The organism is Spirulina major PCC 6313 (genome assembly GCF_001890765.1).
GTDB lineage: Bacteria > Cyanobacteriota > Cyanobacteriia > Cyanobacteriales > Spirulinaceae > Spirulina > Spirulina major.
In genome coordinates, this window is sequence record NZ_KV878783.1 from 2,102,453 (window position 1) to 2,119,544 (window position 17,092).

15 protein-coding genes are annotated in these 17,092 nt (G+C 53.2%); 10 read left to right on the forward strand and 5 right to left on the reverse strand.

Annotation, left to right across the window (positions count from 1 at the left end; translation table 11 throughout):
- Positions 1-10: 10 nt before the first annotated feature.
- A complete protein-coding gene (locus tag SPI6313_RS09120; RefSeq protein WP_072620708.1) occupies positions 11-397 on the forward strand; it encodes a hypothetical protein in 387 nt (128 codons plus the stop codon).
- Positions 398-553: 156 nt separating this feature from the next.
- A complete protein-coding gene (locus SPI6313_RS09125) occupies positions 554-823 on the forward strand; it encodes a hypothetical protein (protein ID WP_072620709.1) in 270 nt (89 codons plus the stop codon).
- Positions 824-923: 100 nt separating this feature from the next.
- Here SPI6313_RS09125 and recJ read toward each other — a convergent pair whose 3' ends face one another.
- Positions 924-2,933, reverse strand: a complete 2,010-nt coding sequence (gene recJ, locus SPI6313_RS09130; protein ID WP_072620710.1) for a single-stranded-DNA-specific exonuclease RecJ — start codon at positions 2,931-2,933, stop codon at positions 924-926.
- 253 nt (positions 2,934-3,186) lie between these two features.
- Between recJ and SPI6313_RS22855 the strand changes: the two genes are divergently transcribed.
- Entirely contained in the window at positions 3,187-4,044 is an 858-nt protein-coding gene (locus tag SPI6313_RS22855) for a hypothetical protein (protein ID WP_217650555.1), read from the forward strand.
- A gap of 156 nt (positions 4,045-4,200) precedes the next feature.
- Positions 4,201-5,490 (forward strand): amino-acid N-acetyltransferase, encoded by a 1,290-nt coding sequence (gene argA, locus SPI6313_RS09140; RefSeq protein ID WP_072620712.1) that lies wholly within the window; start codon positions 4,201-4,203, stop codon positions 5,488-5,490.
- 103 nt (positions 5,491-5,593) lie between these two features.
- Here the strand turns inward: argA and SPI6313_RS09145 are convergent, their stop codons facing one another.
- Entirely contained in the window at positions 5,594-6,688 is a 1,095-nt protein-coding gene (locus SPI6313_RS09145) for a Gfo/Idh/MocA family protein (protein WP_072620713.1), read from the reverse strand.
- Positions 6,689-6,810: 122 nt separating this feature from the next.
- Between SPI6313_RS09145 and SPI6313_RS09150 the strand changes: the two genes are divergently transcribed.
- Both SPI6313_RS09150 and rplI read left to right on the forward strand, forming a co-directional pair.
- Positions 6,811-7,440, forward strand: coding sequence for a chorismate lyase (locus tag SPI6313_RS09150; protein WP_072620714.1), 630 nt, complete (start codon positions 6,811-6,813; stop codon positions 7,438-7,440).
- Positions 7,441-7,477: 37 nt separating this feature from the next.
- Positions 7,478-7,936 carry a 50S ribosomal protein L9 gene (rplI, locus tag SPI6313_RS09155; protein ID WP_072620715.1) on the forward strand — a complete coding sequence of 153 codons (459 nt, stop codon included), beginning with the start codon at positions 7,478-7,480 and terminating at the stop codon, positions 7,934-7,936.
- 233 nt (positions 7,937-8,169) lie between these two features.
- Here rplI and SPI6313_RS23470 read toward each other — a convergent pair whose 3' ends face one another.
- The gene (locus tag SPI6313_RS23470) at positions 8,170-9,396 is read right to left on the reverse strand and encodes a transposase (protein ID WP_175551102.1); all 1,227 of its coding nucleotides are present in this window, start codon (positions 9,394-9,396) and stop codon (positions 8,170-8,172) included.
- A 159-nt stretch (positions 9,397-9,555) separates the two neighbouring features.
- Positions 9,556-9,717, reverse strand: a complete 162-nt coding sequence (gene pirA / locus SPI6313_RS23475) for an arginine synthesis PII-interacting regulator PirA (RefSeq protein WP_483881763.1) — start codon at positions 9,715-9,717, stop codon at positions 9,556-9,558.
- A gap of 171 nt (positions 9,718-9,888) precedes the next feature.
- On the opposite strand from pirA, the gene SPI6313_RS09170 reads away from it, so the two are divergent.
- Entirely contained in the window at positions 9,889-10,671 is a 783-nt protein-coding gene (locus tag SPI6313_RS09170) for an SAM hydrolase/SAM-dependent halogenase family protein (RefSeq protein ID WP_072620717.1), read from the forward strand.
- A 36-nt stretch (positions 10,672-10,707) separates the two neighbouring features.
- Here SPI6313_RS09170 and SPI6313_RS09175 read toward each other — a convergent pair whose 3' ends face one another.
- Positions 10,708-11,565, reverse strand: a complete 858-nt coding sequence (locus SPI6313_RS09175; RefSeq protein ID WP_072620718.1) for a dienelactone hydrolase family protein — start codon at positions 11,563-11,565, stop codon at positions 10,708-10,710.
- 90 nt (positions 11,566-11,655) lie between these two features.
- Here SPI6313_RS09175 and xseB point away from each other — a divergent pair, with 90 nt between their 5' ends.
- The 3 genes from xseB to alaS all read left to right on the forward strand — a co-directional run bounded on the left by xseB (position 11,656) and on the right by alaS (position 17,075).
- Positions 11,656-11,862, forward strand: a complete 207-nt coding sequence (gene xseB / locus SPI6313_RS09180) for an exodeoxyribonuclease VII small subunit (RefSeq protein ID WP_072620719.1) — start codon at positions 11,656-11,658, stop codon at positions 11,860-11,862.
- A gap of 5 nt (positions 11,863-11,867) precedes the next feature.
- Complete coding sequence (locus SPI6313_RS09185; protein WP_072620720.1) at positions 11,868-14,246, forward strand: O-antigen ligase family protein; 2,379 nt, start codon at positions 11,868-11,870, stop codon at positions 14,244-14,246.
- 195 nt (positions 14,247-14,441) lie between these two features.
- The gene (alaS, locus tag SPI6313_RS09190) at positions 14,442-17,075 is read left to right on the forward strand and encodes an alanine--tRNA ligase (RefSeq protein ID WP_072620721.1); all 2,634 of its coding nucleotides are present in this window, start codon (positions 14,442-14,444) and stop codon (positions 17,073-17,075) included.
- Positions 17,076-17,092 lie beyond the last annotated feature (17 nt).

A 17,092-nucleotide genomic window follows, 5' to 3' on the forward strand; every position in this document is an offset into this window, starting at 1 on the left:
TCACTGCCCCATGTTGCGCGATCTCCTCCCCTTTGTTATCCCCGTCGATACCGTCTTTCTAGCGGGTGCAGCCCTCTGGTCGCTCGCGCTCTACCTGAGTTTAACAACCCTGCGCCACTGGATTGAACACCAACTAACCCGCTGGTTTAACTTCGCCGATCGCTCCCTCTATATGTCCGCGAAAGATTTTGAAGCCTCTCGCCCCGCCCGCGAATCCTTCAACAGCTTATCCGCTGTCCTGATGACCTTAATTCCTTTCCTGGTGGGGGGTGTAGCGTGTCATTGGTTGGTGGAGTTGAGCTTGGGTCAGAGTTGGGGAGTCAGCGGCGGCATCCTCGCCTGTGTTGGCTGTGGCATTTACGAACTCGGACGACGCTCCACGAGTGATCCGAGCTAATCCCTCACCCTCCCTCGTTACTTGGCAGAGCCAAGTAAACACTTTCAGCTTAGATGACTCCTCCTTTTCTTATCCAGAACTCACGTTGATTACTAACCGTTTGATCTGGTGAGAGCTTAGCCCAATTTGGGCATCCCAGCTCATCTCTTACGCCCAATGACTCGACCCACCGCAACAATCCAAGTCAATACAAGCTACACGACTGATCCCATCGGGAAACGGTACGCCCAGAACCTGAAGTCCGCCCTCAATGCCGAATTTCCCGATTGGGACGTGAACGTGGTGCCCGGATCAGCGGATTCAGTTATGCTACCCATTGAGGATATGCAGGAGAATTTTCGGACTGAGTGCCATGTCCGTAAGCTGATGACAGATGCTCTGATGCAAGCGGTCGATGATTGCCAAAACGAGCAGGATAGTCCCTAACACAGGCAGTCTGGATGGACGATCTCTACACAGGTGGCAGAGCCGCAGATTGTCCGTGCCACGGCGGAGCCATGACACGAGATTTGAGATTCAGCATCAATTACTCAGCTTCGAGGGCAGCGATCGCAGTCTTGATCAGGCTATAAAAATGGGGTTTGGTCACATCCACTGGTTTTGCAGCCTCACGACTTTCACCGAGTAAGCCCGTGCGCTGTCCCCGTTGCACCGCTAAAACTTGGCCCTGCTCATTTCTGATCCGGAGTTCATTTTCGGCGTTGGCGAGACTGCATTGATAGGGGCGGTTTTTATAGGTGAAGTGGGCGGCTTTTTTGCGGGGCGTGGGGGGTGGCAGGGCGGCCAGCGTAGGCTGTGGGGTGGTGGGATGGGCGGCGGTGGATGGGGTGGCGCGGAGGCCGGCGAGTTGCAATTGGAGGGTGGTGTTGCCCTGCCAGTGGTTTTCTTCGACGGTGTAGGCCACGTCGAGGGGGCTGGGGAGGGGGAAGTAATCACCCCAACGCCAGGCGATCGCGTCTAAAACCGTTTCACCCTGGGCTAGCTTGAGTTTGAGATGATTGCCTTTGAGGACGCGCTGATCCGCGATCGCCACCTCCGACGACCAAAAGACCGGCGCATTAACCCCCATTCCCCAAGGCTGCAAGCTCTCAATTTGCTGATAAAGCGCGGCGGTGATGTCGCTCAATTGTGCCTCAACATCGACGAAGACACAGGGTTTGAGGTGTTCGGGTTCAAGGTGTTGGTGGGCGAATTCGCTGAGGCGACGTTGGAAGGTGGGGAACTGGTCGAGGTTGACGCTAAAACCCCCGGCGGCTTGGTGGCCGCCATGTTTCAGGAGGCAATCGTCACAAAAATCGAGGGCTTGGGCGACGTGAAATTCCGGAATACTGCGGGCCGAGCCGCGAATCGTCGTGGGGTTTTCTTGGGTGCAGATGAAGACGGGCACGCCGTAGCGTTCCACGAGGCGCGAGGCGACGATGCCAATCACGCCATGGTGCCAATCGGGTTTGTAGACGACGAGGACGCGATCGCGCCGCCAGGGGAGGTCTTGGGTTTCCACCAGTGCCACGGCTTCCTGTTCGATCTGTTCGCAGAGTTGGCGGCGGCGGCGGTTGGTGGTTTCGCATTCCGTGGCCTGGGTGAGGGCGATCGCAGGATCATCGGTGGTGAGCAGTTCGATCACATGGGCTGGGTCGCCAATCCGTCCCACGGCATTAATCCGTGGGCCGAGGCGAAACCCGATCGCATCCGGTCGCATCGGTTTGCGCTTTTCGTCCATCTGCGCCAACTGCATCAGGGCTTGTAAACCCGCTAGGGATGATTGCGGCAGGGTTTTTAAACCCCGTTTGACCCAGCGTCGATTCACGCCGGTGAGGGCGGCTAAGTCTGCGATCGTCCCCAAGGTGCAGAGATCCAACAGCGTCACCGTCAGCCCGCCCAACTGCCCCAAGGCCTGACCCGTGGCCACCGCCAACACATAGGCCACCCCCACCCCGGCTAAGGTGCGATAGGGGGAGGTTTCCGGCAGGAGTTTCGGGTTGAGAATGGCATCCGCTGGGGGGAGTTTCGGGGGTAAATCGTGGTGATCGGTGACGATGACGCTAATGCCAAGATCCACGGCGCGGTGAATCGGGTCATAGGCAGCGATGCCATTATCTACGGTCAAGATTACCCCCACGCCCGCATTGGCGCAGTCTTCAACGATGCGCTCGTTGATGCCGTACCCCTCATCCATCCGGCTCGGAATCGCGTAGGTCACCTCCGCCCCCCAATGGCGCAGGGCGCGGATTAATAACGCGGTGCTGGTCATGCCGTCGGCATCGTAATCGCCACAAATCACGATCGGGTCGTGGTCTGCGATCGCGCCTTGCAAAATCCCGACACTTTTCGCCAAATCGGGGAATTCATCCACCGGAGCCGGCAGGGTCGTCAATTCCGGATCAACGTGCTGCTGTGCTTCCTCTGGGGTCGTAATGCCCCGATTCAGCAACACCTGCACCAAGAGCGGCGAGAGGCCCGTCGCCGCCACTAAAGCGGGAATGCGATCGGGCTGGGACGGGGCAAGCTGCCAACGCTGGTCAGGAAGTTGAGTCATGGAAAGAGGAGAATGTGCCACGCCTGATTTTAGCGAATCCTTTCCCGTAGAAAGTCCATTTGTTTGAGAAAAGCACGTAAAATTAGAACTTGAGGCTAATGAACAGTAGTGATAATGTGCTTTTTGTCTATCTGTGATTTTGACATATATTCTAAAAACTATTTATTCTAAACTAAGGCACAGAAACCATAGGATATATAGATATTGAATTAAGTCAAGATTTCTTGTCAAATAACTTCTTGAAAGAACATTTATGCCAGAAAACTCTAGCTCAAGCAATCAACATAGTTACAGTCGCAGCTTGTCCAATTCAATGCAAAGTAGGTATTCAGACTATGAAAATGAACTTTTTGAACTTCTCTCATTATCAAATAGACACACAGTAAATAGTTACATAAGAATGTCTGAATTGTCTAATTATTTAGACGAATTTAGTCGTCAGAGTAGATGGAACGAGAAGGATGATGCTGAACTCAATGCTCTTATAGTACAGTACACCAGTCTGCGTGAAGAAAGTATGCAAAGTATTAACAACAGAGCGCAAATTTTATTGCTTGGGGTTACAGCAATATCTGCGCTAATTGGTGGTTCTTTGACAATTCAAGATCCACAATCTAGTAGAATTTTGATTTATTCCATATTCTCTGGTGCAATTCCATTAGTTTTTATATTCGTGTTGTTTGTTTGGGCTGGTGAAGCTATGCGTGCTCAGCGTGTCGGCTATTTTCTGACAGCCGAAATGGAAGCTCGAATTAACCGAAAACTTGGACGATTTATCATGAATTGGGAGTCAGCACTCTGGTCAGGGATTTTACCTCGTGATGAGATTTTTGGGCCATCAATGATGTCTCTTGCCGTACTTGGTTTTTTGGCAACGGTATCCCCTTGGCTTGGAATCATTCTATGCGGAAGGCAAAATATTCCATCAATACAAATAATTCTGGCAGTGCTTATCCCTTATCTATTTCTTGCTTTGTCGGCCTTATATATCGTTGCCAATCTAAAGCGCCTCAAAAATAATCCAGTTGTTAGATCAGTATTCTTAAGAGATGTTAGAGAACATAGAAATAATCAAAGTCAACAACGTCGCCACAGCCGTAGAAGTCGGTAAGGTTTCAATTATGGTCAACATCCTACTGCGTTGCTTTGGGGGTCACAATGCCCCGATTCAGCACATTCCAAAATTAGGATCGCCGACCAACTTCACCCGTGCTGTGATTCCTAGCTTGGAAGCGGTCAAGGGTTCCCCCATCTTCCAGAGAGTGCCATGAACGAATTGCAGTCCCAGGGCCACGCGATCAATCGGGTTTCCTTTTTTCGCGAAGCCGCCCCCTACATCCATTCCCATCGCGGCAAAACCTTCGTGGTTGCCTTTGCCGGAGAAGTGATCGCCAGTCCGAAATTTCCCCAAATCATGCAGGATTTAGCGATCATCTCCAGCCTAGGGGCGCGGCTGATCCTCGTCCACGGCACTCGCCCCCAAATTGACGAACGCCTCCACAACACCAACACCCCAGTCCAGATTCACAACGGTATCCGCGTCACAGATCTACCCACTCTCCTCGCTGCCCAAGAAGCGATCGGGTTTTTGCGAATTCGGATTGAAAATCAACTCACCCACATTCTCAATCAGCCCTCCATTTCGAGTCATGGCCTCGGCATCATTTCCGGGAACTTCATCACCGCTCGCCCGATGGGCATTCATGACGGTGTGGATTATCGCTTTACCGGGCTGATTCGCCGCATTAATCATGGCCTGATTCAACAACAGCTTGATGCGAATCATATTGTGTTGCTCTCGCCAATGGGCTATTCCCCCACCGGCGAAGCCTATAACCTCCGCTATGAACATGTGGCGATCGTGGCGGCCAAGGCCCTCACGGCGGATAAATTGATTTTCCTCAGTTATCAACCCCTCAATATGCCGCGTAAGCTCACCCTTGATGAAGCCCAAACCTATGATCATGAATTTATGCTGCCTGCCCTCGAAGCCCTAGATGATGGGGTGGATCGGGTGCATTTAATTGATGCGGAAATGGATGGGGCGTTGTTGTTGGAAATGTACACCCGTGACGGGGTGGGCACGATGATTTCTGAGGATAAGTTTGAACAGTTGCGATCGGCGAATGTTGAAGATATCAGCAGCATTTTAAATCTGATTCGTCCGTTGGAAAATAAAGGCACGTTGGTGAAGCGATCGCGCGAACATTTAGAAATAGAAATTCATAATTTCCATGTGATCACCCGTGATGATCAAGTGATTGCCTGTGCTGCGTTGTACAACACCGATGATGATCAAGTCAGTGAGTTAGCCTGTTTTGTGGTGCATCCTCAATATCGCGGCTCTCAACGGGGCGATAAATTGCTCGACCATATTACCCAACTTGCTCACCAACAGGGCAAAACTAAACTGGTGGCCCTAACCACACACACGACCGATTGGTTTCGGGAACGGGGTTTTATCAAGGGCAGTATTGAAGACCTTCCCCCGAATAAAAAATCCCTATATAACTATCAGCGCAATTCTCAAGTGCTGTTTAAACAGATCACCGAATAAACCCAACAGATCGCAAACCCACCTCCCCCCGGCGGGGTACTTCCCCCCGGAGCGAGCAGCGAGCTAGAAGCTCGCACGACAGAAGCTTCAGACCGGCAGGGATCTATGCGATCGCAGCCAATGTCGGCACATCCACCCAAGCGCGGCGACGGTGGGACTCGTGGGTGAGATCCATCAAGAGTTGAGAATAGACCCCTTCAGCGAGGGAGGGGGCGGCGGGTTTGCCCTGGTCGATGCAGTGGACCCAATGATCGACGACGCGGATGAAGGGGGCGAGGCGGCCATCGCTGAAGGATTGGGGGAAGGCGAGACGTTTGGGGATCTCCTGTTCGGTGAGGGGTTGGCCCGCTGGTGCGCCCCAGAGTTTGAAGCCGTGGACGTAGTCTTTGAGGTTGTCGCTGCCGAGGACGAGGGTGCCGCGATCGCCGTACACTTCCAGCCAATGGCCGCGGCCGTTGTAGGTGACGGAACTAAGGGAGAGTTGCACAGGTGTTCCGTCGGCCAGTTCGAGCAGGATCAACCCGGTATCATCGGCATCGACGGGCTTGAGTTGGTTGCCATCTTTGGGATCGGGGCGTTCCGGGATGGCGCAACTGAGATGACCACAGAGCGATCGCACCGGCCCAAACAACCAATGAATATAGTCAAACGCATGGGAACCAATCGCCCCCAACGCGCCACCGCCTTGATCCTGCCGCGCATACCAATTCCAGGGCCGACTCGGATCAGCCCGACTCACCACCAACCAATCAATCTTAATCAGCCGAGGTTTCCCCACAAACCCATCAGCGAGCAGTTCTGCCAACCGTTGCCAGGCCGGAACAAAGCGAAATTCAAAATCCGCCACGGCAATCACGCCGCGCTCCTGGGCAAGGTGATGGAGTTCTTGGCATTCGGCCACCGTCATCGTCATCGGCTTTTCGAGGAGGATATGTTTCCCCGCCAGAATCGCTTGCTTGGCCATCTCATAATGTAAAAACGGCGGCGTGGAAATCGTCACCGCGTCCAGTTCCGGCAAACTCAGCAGCTTATCGAGGTGATGAAAGGCATGGGGAACGTGGTGCTGATCCGCGATGGCTTTCGCTTTGCCGAGTTCGGGGTTCCAGACTGCGATCGCTTGCGTCTGGGGATGGTGTTGCAATCCCGGCAGATGAATTTTTTGACCAAACCCTGTTCCTAGGACACCAACATTCAGCATAATTCCTCCCAATACTTCTCATGCTTGGCAAAACTGAAGCCTTAGCAATCACGGTATCATGATTAAAAACAGTTAAGTTTCGTAAACACCTCGTTAATCTGTTGTAATTTGGGTGATTTGTTTTGAGCCGATCCACCAGTCCCACCCTTGAAACCCGATGGCACGCCCTCGCCCCCCTGTGGCAAGGTCACTCCCCCGCCATTCACACCGGACTTCCCCACGAGCAACTCGCCCCCGCCTGGCAAATCCTGATGCTCGGCGACGGTTCACCGACGCGCCATCTAACGCTGCTCACCCGCGAAGTGATTGAAGTGGATGTAATCGACATGGCTTCGATTGGAATGGCTCCCGATGACGCACCCGCTCAAATTGAGGTGGTTCCAGGGCCACGGTTACGTCGTCAGGTGTGGCTCCGCACGGCATCGGGGCAACGGTTGGCCTATGCGGTGTCCTGGTGGGATGCGAACCATGTGGATGAGTATCTACAAAATCGCGCCTTGCCAATTTGGGATAATCTCTCGCAACTGCATAGCGAACTCTATCGGGATATTCAGGGGATTTACTACGGCGATTCGGCAGCGTTGGCGGCGGAATTTCAAGAGACAGGGCCATTCTGGGGGCGGCATTATCTGTTTTGGCACAGTGGCCAGCCCTTGACGCTCATTTATGAAGTGTTTTCACCCTATTTACAGCGGTATTTAGGGGCAATGGGGGGCGGGGACTGGTTGCGATCGCACCCCCCCAGCCGATAAACTACAAGATCGTGACTCAACGCCCACAGGAGTAACTATGGCAAAGCGTGTACAAGTTGTTCTCAATCAAGATGTTAAAAAACTCGGCACGAATGGCGATGTCGTTGAAGTAGCCCCCGGTTATGCCCGGAACTACCTCATTCCCCAAGGATTCGCCATTCCCGCCTCCCCTGGCATTCTCAAAATGGTGGCCCAGCGCCGCGAAAAAGAACGGCTACGGTTAATCGAAGTCAAGAACCAAGCCGAAGCCCGGAAAACAGCATTGGCGACGGTGGGACGGCTCCGGATTTACAAGCAAGCTGGGGAAGGCAACGCCATTTTCGGAACCGTCACGAGCCAAGATGTGGCGGATGTGATTCTCGAAAAAGCGGGTCAAGAGATTGATAAGCGCAATCTCACCCTGCCGGAAATCAATCAACTGGGAACGTATCAAGTGGAAGTCAAGCTGCATGCCGAAGTGACCGCGATGGTGGAAATCGAAGTAGCTCCACAATAGGCGATCGCTGTTTTCAACGTGAGGCGCTGAGTCTAAATGTTCGAGTTGCCGGGGAGTTATGGACTCGCCCGGCTTCGTCTGTTGTCTGTCTGCGAATCCCTTAGCAAGTCTATCTTTGTTTTGTCAGATTGGGTTCAAACGCTGATTCTTTTCTGAGCTGTGATCAGAAAAATTCGCTGAAATCTCCCAGAGTGACAGAAGCAAGCTATGCACCTGATTGACGGACAAAAGATTCAGTCAGGGGAGTAAGAAAAAGAGCAAAACTGGAATTCAAGGCGATAAGAGCGTTGCCGATGCTGAGGACGAGAAGCCATAGCCGGTTCAGGGTCAGAATTAGAAAAGAAAGCAACAAGCCGAATCAAGCGCCAGCCCTCAAGGAGAGCAGTACGAATCCACTCAAGACCGATACGAAAATAGCTATTGCCGCGAAACCAATGGGGGTCAACCCAGCGACGCTTGCCCGATTGGACAACCTCAAGACCCTGAGCTGAGACATAGAGAGTCGCCAGAGCCAGAATGAAGCAGAGACGGGAAAGAACACAAACTGAGCGAAGTTGGGAAGATTGGAGGTGCCAACCCCCAGACTGGTCATCGAGAAACGCCTCCTCGATATCAAACCGGAGACCATACTCAGCAAAAGTCTGGAGGTGGGTCGGTTCATCACTGACAACCGCCCAAAACTCGCCATTGACATTGTTGCGACCGAAAATGACATGAACCGGACCATACCATTCACCTTTGTGAAGTTTGACGTTGTGCCAGCAGAGGGCTTCACCGGGTTTGAGATGAAACGCTTTTGGTTGGCTCCAGCCCTTGGCAGAGTGCCAAAGCCAGGTATTGCTTTTGATGCGGATGCGATAATGCCAGCCGAAGGTGCGCACCAGCGTCATAGTCTCCGTCTGCACAAAGCCACGGTCAGCCAGCAGCACCACCTTCACCCCTTGCGGTAGGAGTCGAGCGACATCTTGGAGCAGTTCTCGGTAGGTGTTGGCGGCAACCGAGGCACTGGGATGAGCCAACACACGCCAGCCTAGGGGTAAAGCACGACCGCGATGCACCACAGCCACCCGAATCAGACAATACTCATCCCAAAATAGTGAGGTGTCTAAGCTCAGGTACATCACCTCATCCTGCCAATCGGCTAAGGCGGCTTTGATGATGGGTTTGTAGAGTCGATGAATATTGATGCGGCTATTGCCCAGCCAGCGTCGGACTCGCCGCTGTTTACTTTGGGCAAACAATCCTCGACAGGGCAGATACGGCAGCCATTTCGTGAGGTTGACTGCTCCGGTTTGGATGACGGCGATGACCATCCAGATGCAGGTAGTCAGGTGGCTCAGATGCGCCCAGGGGATGTCTTGACCCAACCAGGTTTTCAGGGCATTGTAAATTTGGGAGTTTTTTTCACAGTTCTCCAGAGTTTTGTTGTGGTAACTCAATTCTAGAGGACTGACTCCCATTTCTTAATTCTCTGTATTTCAGTCAGGGCAACCTCTTTAGCTATCCCTACCACTTCTTTTGTCAGTCAATCAGGCTATGCACTGAGACAGAAAAAGAGATCCCACAGGGGATCTCTTTTTCTGTTAATTCAGCTTCATGGCTACAGTCGAACCTTGGGGCTAGTTCATCCCTAGGTATTCAGCTTCAGCTTCAAGCTGCTTCACTAAAGCTTCGTTACCAGAAGAGCGGGCAGATTCTAAACGTTGTTGGAGGCTTTTGCGAAGATTGTCGCGGTGGTTGGCTGCCGTGTTGCGGAGTACTTCTTTGCGTGTTTGGTTCAACATAATTAATCCCTCGATCGAAATAAAATGGTCTAAATCATTGGGGCACACTTTTAAGATATCACCATTCTCTGATAAATCGGGTTTTGTAACAAAAAAAGTAACAATTGCTACAGAATTTTAGCAGTACTTTCTTTCGGCTTCCAAGGATTTTCTTTCGATCACACAATAATGTTGACCTTGCTCACTGACTTTGGAGTTCAAGATGGTTACGTCGGCATCTTAAAAGGGGCGATCGCATCCATTGCCCCCCGCTGCACCATCGTTGATCTCACCCACCAGATTCCCCCGCAAAATATCGCAGCGGCCCGGTTTTGCCTGCTCAATGCCTATCGCTATTTTCCGGCGGGTACGGTGCATGTGGCGGTGGTTGATCCGGGGGTGGGGAGCGATCGCCACGCTGTCGCGATTCAAATTCAGGAGGGTTGGCTTGTGGGCCCGGATAATGGCCTGTTTAGTGGTGTTTTGCAAACCTCGCCGCCCCTCGCTGCCGTTACCTTGAATAATCCTCACTATTGGCGCACGCCTCACCCCAGTACCACCTTCCACGGTCGGGATATTTTCGCACCCGTGGGGGCGCATTTATCCTTAGGTGTGCCGCTCACAGAACTCGGCGATTCGCTCAATCCAAAACACTTAGTCTCCTTGCCGTTACCCGCAGTCACAGAAGACCCCACCGGACTCCACGGCACGATTCAACATATTGATCATTTCGGCAATTTAATCACGACAATTCCGGGGGAACGGCTACGTGATCGCGCCTGGGGGATCAAGGTGAGCGATCGCACCCTCCCCGCCGCCCACAGCTACAGCGATCGGCCCTGGGGGAGCGCGATCGCTTTAATCGGGAGCCATGGCTGGGTTGAAATTGCGATTAATGGCGGCAATGCCCAAGCCCAGTTAGAGGGGCAAATTGGCGCAGCTTGCACTCTGATCTGGCTAGATTTACCGTAGCCGCCGCCAAATCCAGCCCCAGACGGGAGGCGATCGCTACAGATGCGCCGCTAAAAATTCAAGGGTTTTCTCCCAAGCATCCAGCGCCGCCGCTGCCACGTAGCGCGTCCCCGACGGATTCGCAAAGGCATGACCCGCACCCTCATAGAGATGCACCTCAACGGACTTATCCAAATCCTTGAGGACGCGCTCAAATTCTGCCACGGTTTCCGGGGTCGGGTTGGTATCTTCCCCGCCAAAGAAGCCAATGATCGGCATTTCCAGGGTTGCCAGTTGCTCCGGATCAGTGGTGATGCCACCGCCGTAGTAAATCACCGCTGCATCAAGATCATCGGGGAACAGCAACGCCGTATTCAGCGACCAAGTACCACCAAAACACCAGCCCAAGCTAGCAATTTTCGGGGCTTGCTGAGTCTCATCTAAATAGGCGTAGGCTTGGCGAATGTTGGCGCGGGCGGCCTCTAGATTGTTTTGCACTGTGCCGACTAGGGCGCGGGCTTGGTTGGGGGCTTCGGCCACTGCGCCGTTATAGAGATCGATCGCGAGGGCGGTGTAGCCTTCCCCGGCAAGGCGGCGCGTCATCGTTTCAATATTTTCATTCAGCCCCCACCATTCGTGAATGACGATGATCGCGGGGCTGGGTTCAACACTGTCGGCGGGGCGGGCGAGATAGCCTTGCATCGGCAGATCTTCATCCGTCATGCCGTAGGTGACAGTTCCGGCGAGGACAGCTTGACTGGGGGCAAATTCAGTAATGGCCGATGCGATGGGCTGATCGCTGCGGTGCAGGGTATGGAGGCGATCGCTTTGGGCCATGGATTCCGGTGCTTGCACCATCGCCCAAAACAGAATGGTACAGCAGGCCGCGATCGCAGCAAGAAAAGCATTGCGCATAGTGATCGATGGGGATGAAAAACGCCCATAGTGTAACGAATTTGAAACACAATTGTGGCTATACTGGTGCAAAAGTATTAATCAACAGCCATGACAACGTGGAATTACGAAACAGCGATCGCTGAACTCGAAACCCTGATCACTCAACTGGAAACCGGCAATCTCCCCCTCGAACAAGTTTTTCAACAATTTGAAACCGCCACCCAACACCTGCAACAATGTGAGGCATTCTTGCAACAGGGTCAAACCCAAATGACCCTCCAGATCGAAACCCTCACCCCGCCCGATTCCCCCTAGCCGCCATGCCCAAATTTCACCCCAAAGCCCCCTATCTCGTCCTGATTTTTGGCTTAGGGTGCATTGTCGTGAGCCATCTCCTCGTCCCGATCAATCCGGAATACAGTCTTCCCGGTATCCCTGAATTCTTCAGCGTCGCCGTCCTCAGCGGTCTGCTCTACTACGCCCTTTACGGTGCAAAATCCCTCCGCCGCTCCCATTGGGTGATCCGCCCCCGCGAAAAATTTCTGCTGGGCTATATTTGGGCGATCGTGCTGCTAATCACCGGGCCGCGGGCATTGTGGTCGCTCTTCTTCACTCCCGGCCAAGTCTGGAATCCTTGCCTCGCCGTCCCCGGTCTCGCCTTCAAACTGGAATGTTTCCTCCAAGCTAGCTACAGCAACACCTACGGCCTGCGGACTTACTTCACCCTCGTCATGGCGACTCTGTTGGGAACCTTGGCATTTTTCTTCGCGAGGATGGTGCGGAAAGGGGGGAGGTTATTATTAGGCGCGATCGCATTTGGGCCGGTTTTGGTGGCGATCGTCTCATTTACCTGCATCGCCTTGGGCATTGAACAAGCCTTGCCCAAAGTCTTGATGTATAACAGCTTTGAGGGTTTTGCCTTTGGTCGCTTCGTGCAAGTGTTTGGGAATCCGAGTTGGGTTTGGCCCTATTGTGCGCCGGGACTCGCGATCGCTCTGTGGTATGTTTTCGCCGCTCAACAGTATGGCAAACGGTTAATTGCCATGAATGGGGGGATTCTCTTGATCAGCGGCATCGTTTGGTCACAACAAAGCGGCGGGTTAGTGCTCTGCGGGTTATATTTTCTCGCCTGTAATGGCTATGCGTTGTATCTGAACTCGCGGCGCATTTTTTGGGGTCTGAGTGGCCTATTGGTTGCAGCTCTTGTTTGGATACTGAGAAACGATGCATTAATTCAGTCCATTCTTGCCCAGAATAATCCTTTTATTGAGCAACAACGCCTCAAGATTTGGGGATCAGCGTTAAAAATGTTTCGCGATTCTCCTGTTATTGGTCATGGTTACGCCAGTTGGTTTCAAACTTTGAAGAGCTATGATACTGGCGTGGGACTGTTTGATACGGCCCATAACTTCTACGTGCAGATTTTGGCGGAATTGGGATTGTTTCATACGCTGTTAATTTGGATTGCGTTGGTGTTGATTGCGATCGCAGCCCTCCCCGCCCGTAATGATCAGCGTCAACCCCTTTTATTGATCAGCTTAGGCGTTGTCGCCTTTATCGTACCCACAGCAGTACAGGAAATCGACTATTTACGACCTATTTTCTACATGCACACCCTATTTTGGGGAACGCTCATCGGCACTCGCTTCAATGATGAGTCCGCATCAAAACAGGAAACAGGTTCAAATCAAAAAGGGGGCTTAATCACATCCTGGCGATACCAACTCAACACACGACTGCAAACTATCGAGTTATTCAGACGTGATTTGTTCAATATGCCGATCACCGTAATCCTCTCAAGAATTACGCGATCGCTCCTCACCCTGTTGCACAAAATCGGGATTCATCCCCGCTATAAACATGGCCTCATTTCGTTGACGAGTGTTGCGAGTTTAGGACTAATATTTTGCCTGTTGAATTTTAATTTGGGTGCGTCGGTGTTTGAAGCGGATGTGACCCAAGCGGGGTTTATTGCGCGGTGGTTTGGCCCCCAAGTTCGTTTGGCATCCTTTGGCAGTTTGGCGAATAAATCCTATTCGATCTATTCGGCGGGGCCGCAGATTTACCCCATGAATGCCCAGATGAGCGATGGTTTGACGGTTGTGGTAGACAGTGCGGCGGATGAACTGTGGCTCTCGCCAGAAAATGGCAATGTGTTGTGGCCCAAGCATCACACCTACACCTTTGACCCGGTATTTGGGTCGGGGAGTCGGTGGGTGAGTGTGCTGACCCCGCCGCCCTTTGTGCAGTCCAATTTAGGGATGGCCTGGTCGGGGGGGATGGGACCATGGGAAGAGTTTGAGGGCGTAACGGGGCGCTGGTGTGGTGCGGATTGTTGGTTTGTGGCGAAAAGTTGCGGGGTGCGCGATCGCCTCGATCTAACCCTCGCCGCTCCTCGGCCTGATCTGGAGTCTGATCGTGCGATCGCGGCTGAATTGACTACCTATTCACTCCCAATAGACGGGCAATTTTCGCGCCAATCCCTCGGCAACATCACCAAACCCCTCAGCCAAGAAACCCTCCAAATCACCCCCCAAGACCCCCTGCCGATTGAGGTGGACGGTGCGACAGATACGGGCTGGTATCTCGTTCACGCCGAAACCTTTTCGACCTTTACGGAACCGCCTGCGGATGAAAACACCCCAGGGCGTGAGTTGGGAATGGCAATTTTAGAATCAGATTGTCAGGGGATTCAGTGATTTTTTGGCATAGCTCCGGAGTCGATGGACAGCCACACTATCTCACGGGAGCGGGATTGAGGGATGGCCTGAATGTGACCTTAACCCTGGGTTTGCCCCGACGTAATTCTAGGCGATCGCACCCTACCAGCTTCGTCCGGGTTAATGTCACAATGAAAGGCATTGATTCTATTCTCTGCACCCGTAAAACGACCGATGGCTAAGACCCCTCCATCCCTGACTGGACAAGCAATCCGTGAGCAATTTCTCAACTTCTACGCCGCCAAGCAGCACAAAATTCTCCCCAGTGCTTCCCTGGTGCCCGAAGATCCGACGGTATTGCTGACGATCGCGGGGATGTTGCCGTTTAAGCCGATTTTCCTCGGTCAGAAGCCCGCCCCCTGCGATCGCGCCACCACATCGCAAAAATGTATTCGCACCAACGACATTGAAAATGTGGGACGTACCGCCCGCCACCATACATTTTTTGAGATGTTGGGGAATTTTAGTTTTGGGGACTATTTCAAAGAGCAGGCGATCGCCTGGGCCTGGGAACTCTCCACCGAAGTTTTTGAATTACCGCCCGATCGCCTCGTGCCGAGTGTGTTCCGTGACGATGATGAAGCCTTTGCAATTTGGCGCGATCAGATTGGCATTCCGGCCCATCGGATTCAGCGCATGGGTGAGGAAGATAATTTTTGGAAATCTGGCCCCACGGGCCCCTGTGGGCCTTGTTCAGAAATTTATTACGACTTTCATCCTGAACTCGGTGATGAGGCGATTGATCTCGAAGATGATACGCGGTTTATTGAGTTTTATAACCTCGTATTTATGCAATATAACCGCGATGCGGAGGGAAATTTAACGCCCTTAGCCAAGCAAAATATTGATACGGGGATGGGCTTGGAGCGAATGGCGCAAATCCTCCAACAAGTGCCGAACAATTATGAAACGGATCTAATTTTTCCGATTATTGAAACAGCGGCTAAAATTGCAGGGATTGATTACGAAAAAGCTGATAAAAGCACCCAAGTTTCCTTAAAAGTGATTGGGGATCATGTGCGATCGGTGATGCATATGATTGCCGACGGCATCACGGCTTCAAATACCGATCGCGGCTATATTTTGCGGCGACTGATTCGGCGGGTGGTGCGTCATGGGCGCTTGATTGGCATTGAAGGGGCGTTTATTAATCAGGTGCTGGCCAGTGCGATCGCTGTTTCTGAATCGGCCTATCCCAATGTGCGCGAACGGCAAGGGGCGATTGAGGCGGAACTCACACGGGAGGAGACGCAATTCCTCAAAACCCTGAGCCGGGGTGAAAAACTGGTGGCGGACATCCTCGCGGCGAAACCGCAGCAGATCAGCGGTGTGGAAGCCTTCACCCTCTACGATACCTACGGGTTTCCGTTGGAATTGACCCAGGAAATCGCTGAAGAGCAGGGGATTACCGTCGATGTGGCGGGGTTTGAGGCGGCAATGGAGTTGCAGCGCGATCGCGCCCGTCAAGCCCACGAAACCATTGATCTCACCGTCCAAGAAAGCCTCGATCAACTGGCCCAAAACGTCCACCCGACGGAATTTCTCGGCTATACCGAAGTGCAAGCGACCGCGCAGATTGTGGCACTGTTGATCGATGGTAAAACCATGGAGCAAGCCAGCGCGGGTGCAGCGGTGCAAATTGTCCTCAACGAAACGCCCTTTTATGCGGAATCGGGGGGGCAAATTGGCGATCGCGGTTTCCTCAGTGGCGATGACGTGGTGATTCGCATTGACGATGTGCAAAAGGAATCGGGGATGTTCATCCATTACGGGCGCGTCGAACGGGGCACGGTGCAAACCGGCACAACCCTAACGGCAACCATCGATCGCGCCTGTCGCCGCCGCGTCCAAGCCAACCACAGCGCCACTCACCTCCTGCAAGCGGCGTTAAAATTACTCGTCGATCCGGCGGTGTCCCAAGCGGGTTCGCTGGTGGATTTCAATCGGCTCCGGTTCGATTTCAATCTGAATCGGGCCGTGAGTCGGGATGAATTGGCCCAAATCGAAGCCCAAATTAATACCTGGATCGCCGAAGCCCACGATGCAGATGTGGCGGTAATGCCCATCGACCAAGCCAAGGCTAAGGGCGCGACGGCGATGTTTGGCGAAAAATATGGTGCGGACGTGCGGGTGATTGATTTTCCGGGGGTGTCGATGGAACTCTGTGGCGGGACGCATGTGCGCAATACGGCGGAAATTGGCGCGTTTAAAATTATCAGCGAGGCGGGGATTTCGTCGGGGGTACGGCGGATTGAGGCGGTGGCGGGCCCGGCGATTCTGGATTATCTCGCGGTGCGGGATCAGGTGGTGCGGGAGTTGAGCGATCGCTTCAAAGCCCAACCCGAAGAACTCGTTGAACGGGTCGAGAAATTGCAAACGGATTTGAAAGCAACCCAGAAGGAACTAGAAGCCGCGAAGGGAGAATTAGCGATCGCCAAATCTGACCAACTCCTCAACGATGCCGAAACCGTGGGCGACTTCAAAATTCTGGTGGCTAATCTCGGCGACCTCGACCCCAAGGCCCTTCAAACTGCCGCCGAGCGCCTCCAACAAAAACTGGGTGAAAGTGCCGTCGTTCTTGCCTCCACCCCTGCCGCTGATAAAGTCTCCCTCGTGGCGGCCTTCAGTCCCCAGGTCAATCAGGCGAAAAAACTCCAAGCGGGTAAATTTATCGGCGGTATTGCTAAACTCTGTGGCGGCGGCGGCGGCGGTCGTCCCCACCTCGCCCAAGCCGGCGGCCGCGACGCGAGCCAACTCCCCGCCGCCCTCGACACCGCCAAAACCCAACTGCGCGACGCTTTGCAGTAGCCCTCTCCCTAAATCTC

Coding starts and splice junctions, on each gene's coding strand:
- SPI6313_RS09170 (WP_072620717.1), top strand. CDS start 9,889: ATGTTGACCTTGCTCACTGACTTTGGAGTTCAAGATGGTTACGTCGGC.
- SPI6313_RS09145 (WP_072620713.1), bottom strand. CDS start 6,688: ATGCTGAATGTTGGTGTCCTAGGAACAGGGTTTGGTCAAAAAATTCAT.
- recJ (WP_072620710.1), bottom strand. CDS start 2,933: ATGACTCAACTTCCTGACCAGCGTTGGCAGCTTGCCCCGTCCCAGCCC.
- SPI6313_RS22855 (WP_217650555.1), top strand. CDS start 3,187: ATGCCAGAAAACTCTAGCTCAAGCAATCAACATAGTTACAGTCGCAGC.
- SPI6313_RS09125 (WP_072620709.1), top strand. CDS start 554: ATGACTCGACCCACCGCAACAATCCAAGTCAATACAAGCTACACGACT.
- SPI6313_RS23470 (WP_175551102.1), bottom strand. CDS start 9,396: ATGGGAGTCAGTCCTCTAGAATTGAGTTACCACAACAAAACTCTGGAG.
- SPI6313_RS09175 (WP_072620718.1), bottom strand. CDS start 11,565: ATGCGCAATGCTTTTCTTGCTGCGATCGCGGCCTGCTGTACCATTCTG.
- argA (WP_072620712.1), top strand. CDS start 4,201: ATGAACGAATTGCAGTCCCAGGGCCACGCGATCAATCGGGTTTCCTTT.
- rplI (WP_072620715.1), top strand. CDS start 7,478: ATGGCAAAGCGTGTACAAGTTGTTCTCAATCAAGATGTTAAAAAACTC.
- SPI6313_RS09120 (WP_072620708.1), top strand. CDS start 11: ATGTTGCGCGATCTCCTCCCCTTTGTTATCCCCGTCGATACCGTCTTT.
- SPI6313_RS09185 (WP_072620720.1), top strand. CDS start 11,868: ATGCCCAAATTTCACCCCAAAGCCCCCTATCTCGTCCTGATTTTTGGC.
- alaS (WP_072620721.1), top strand. CDS start 14,442: ATGGCTAAGACCCCTCCATCCCTGACTGGACAAGCAATCCGTGAGCAA.
- xseB (WP_072620719.1), top strand. CDS start 11,656: ATGACAACGTGGAATTACGAAACAGCGATCGCTGAACTCGAAACCCTG.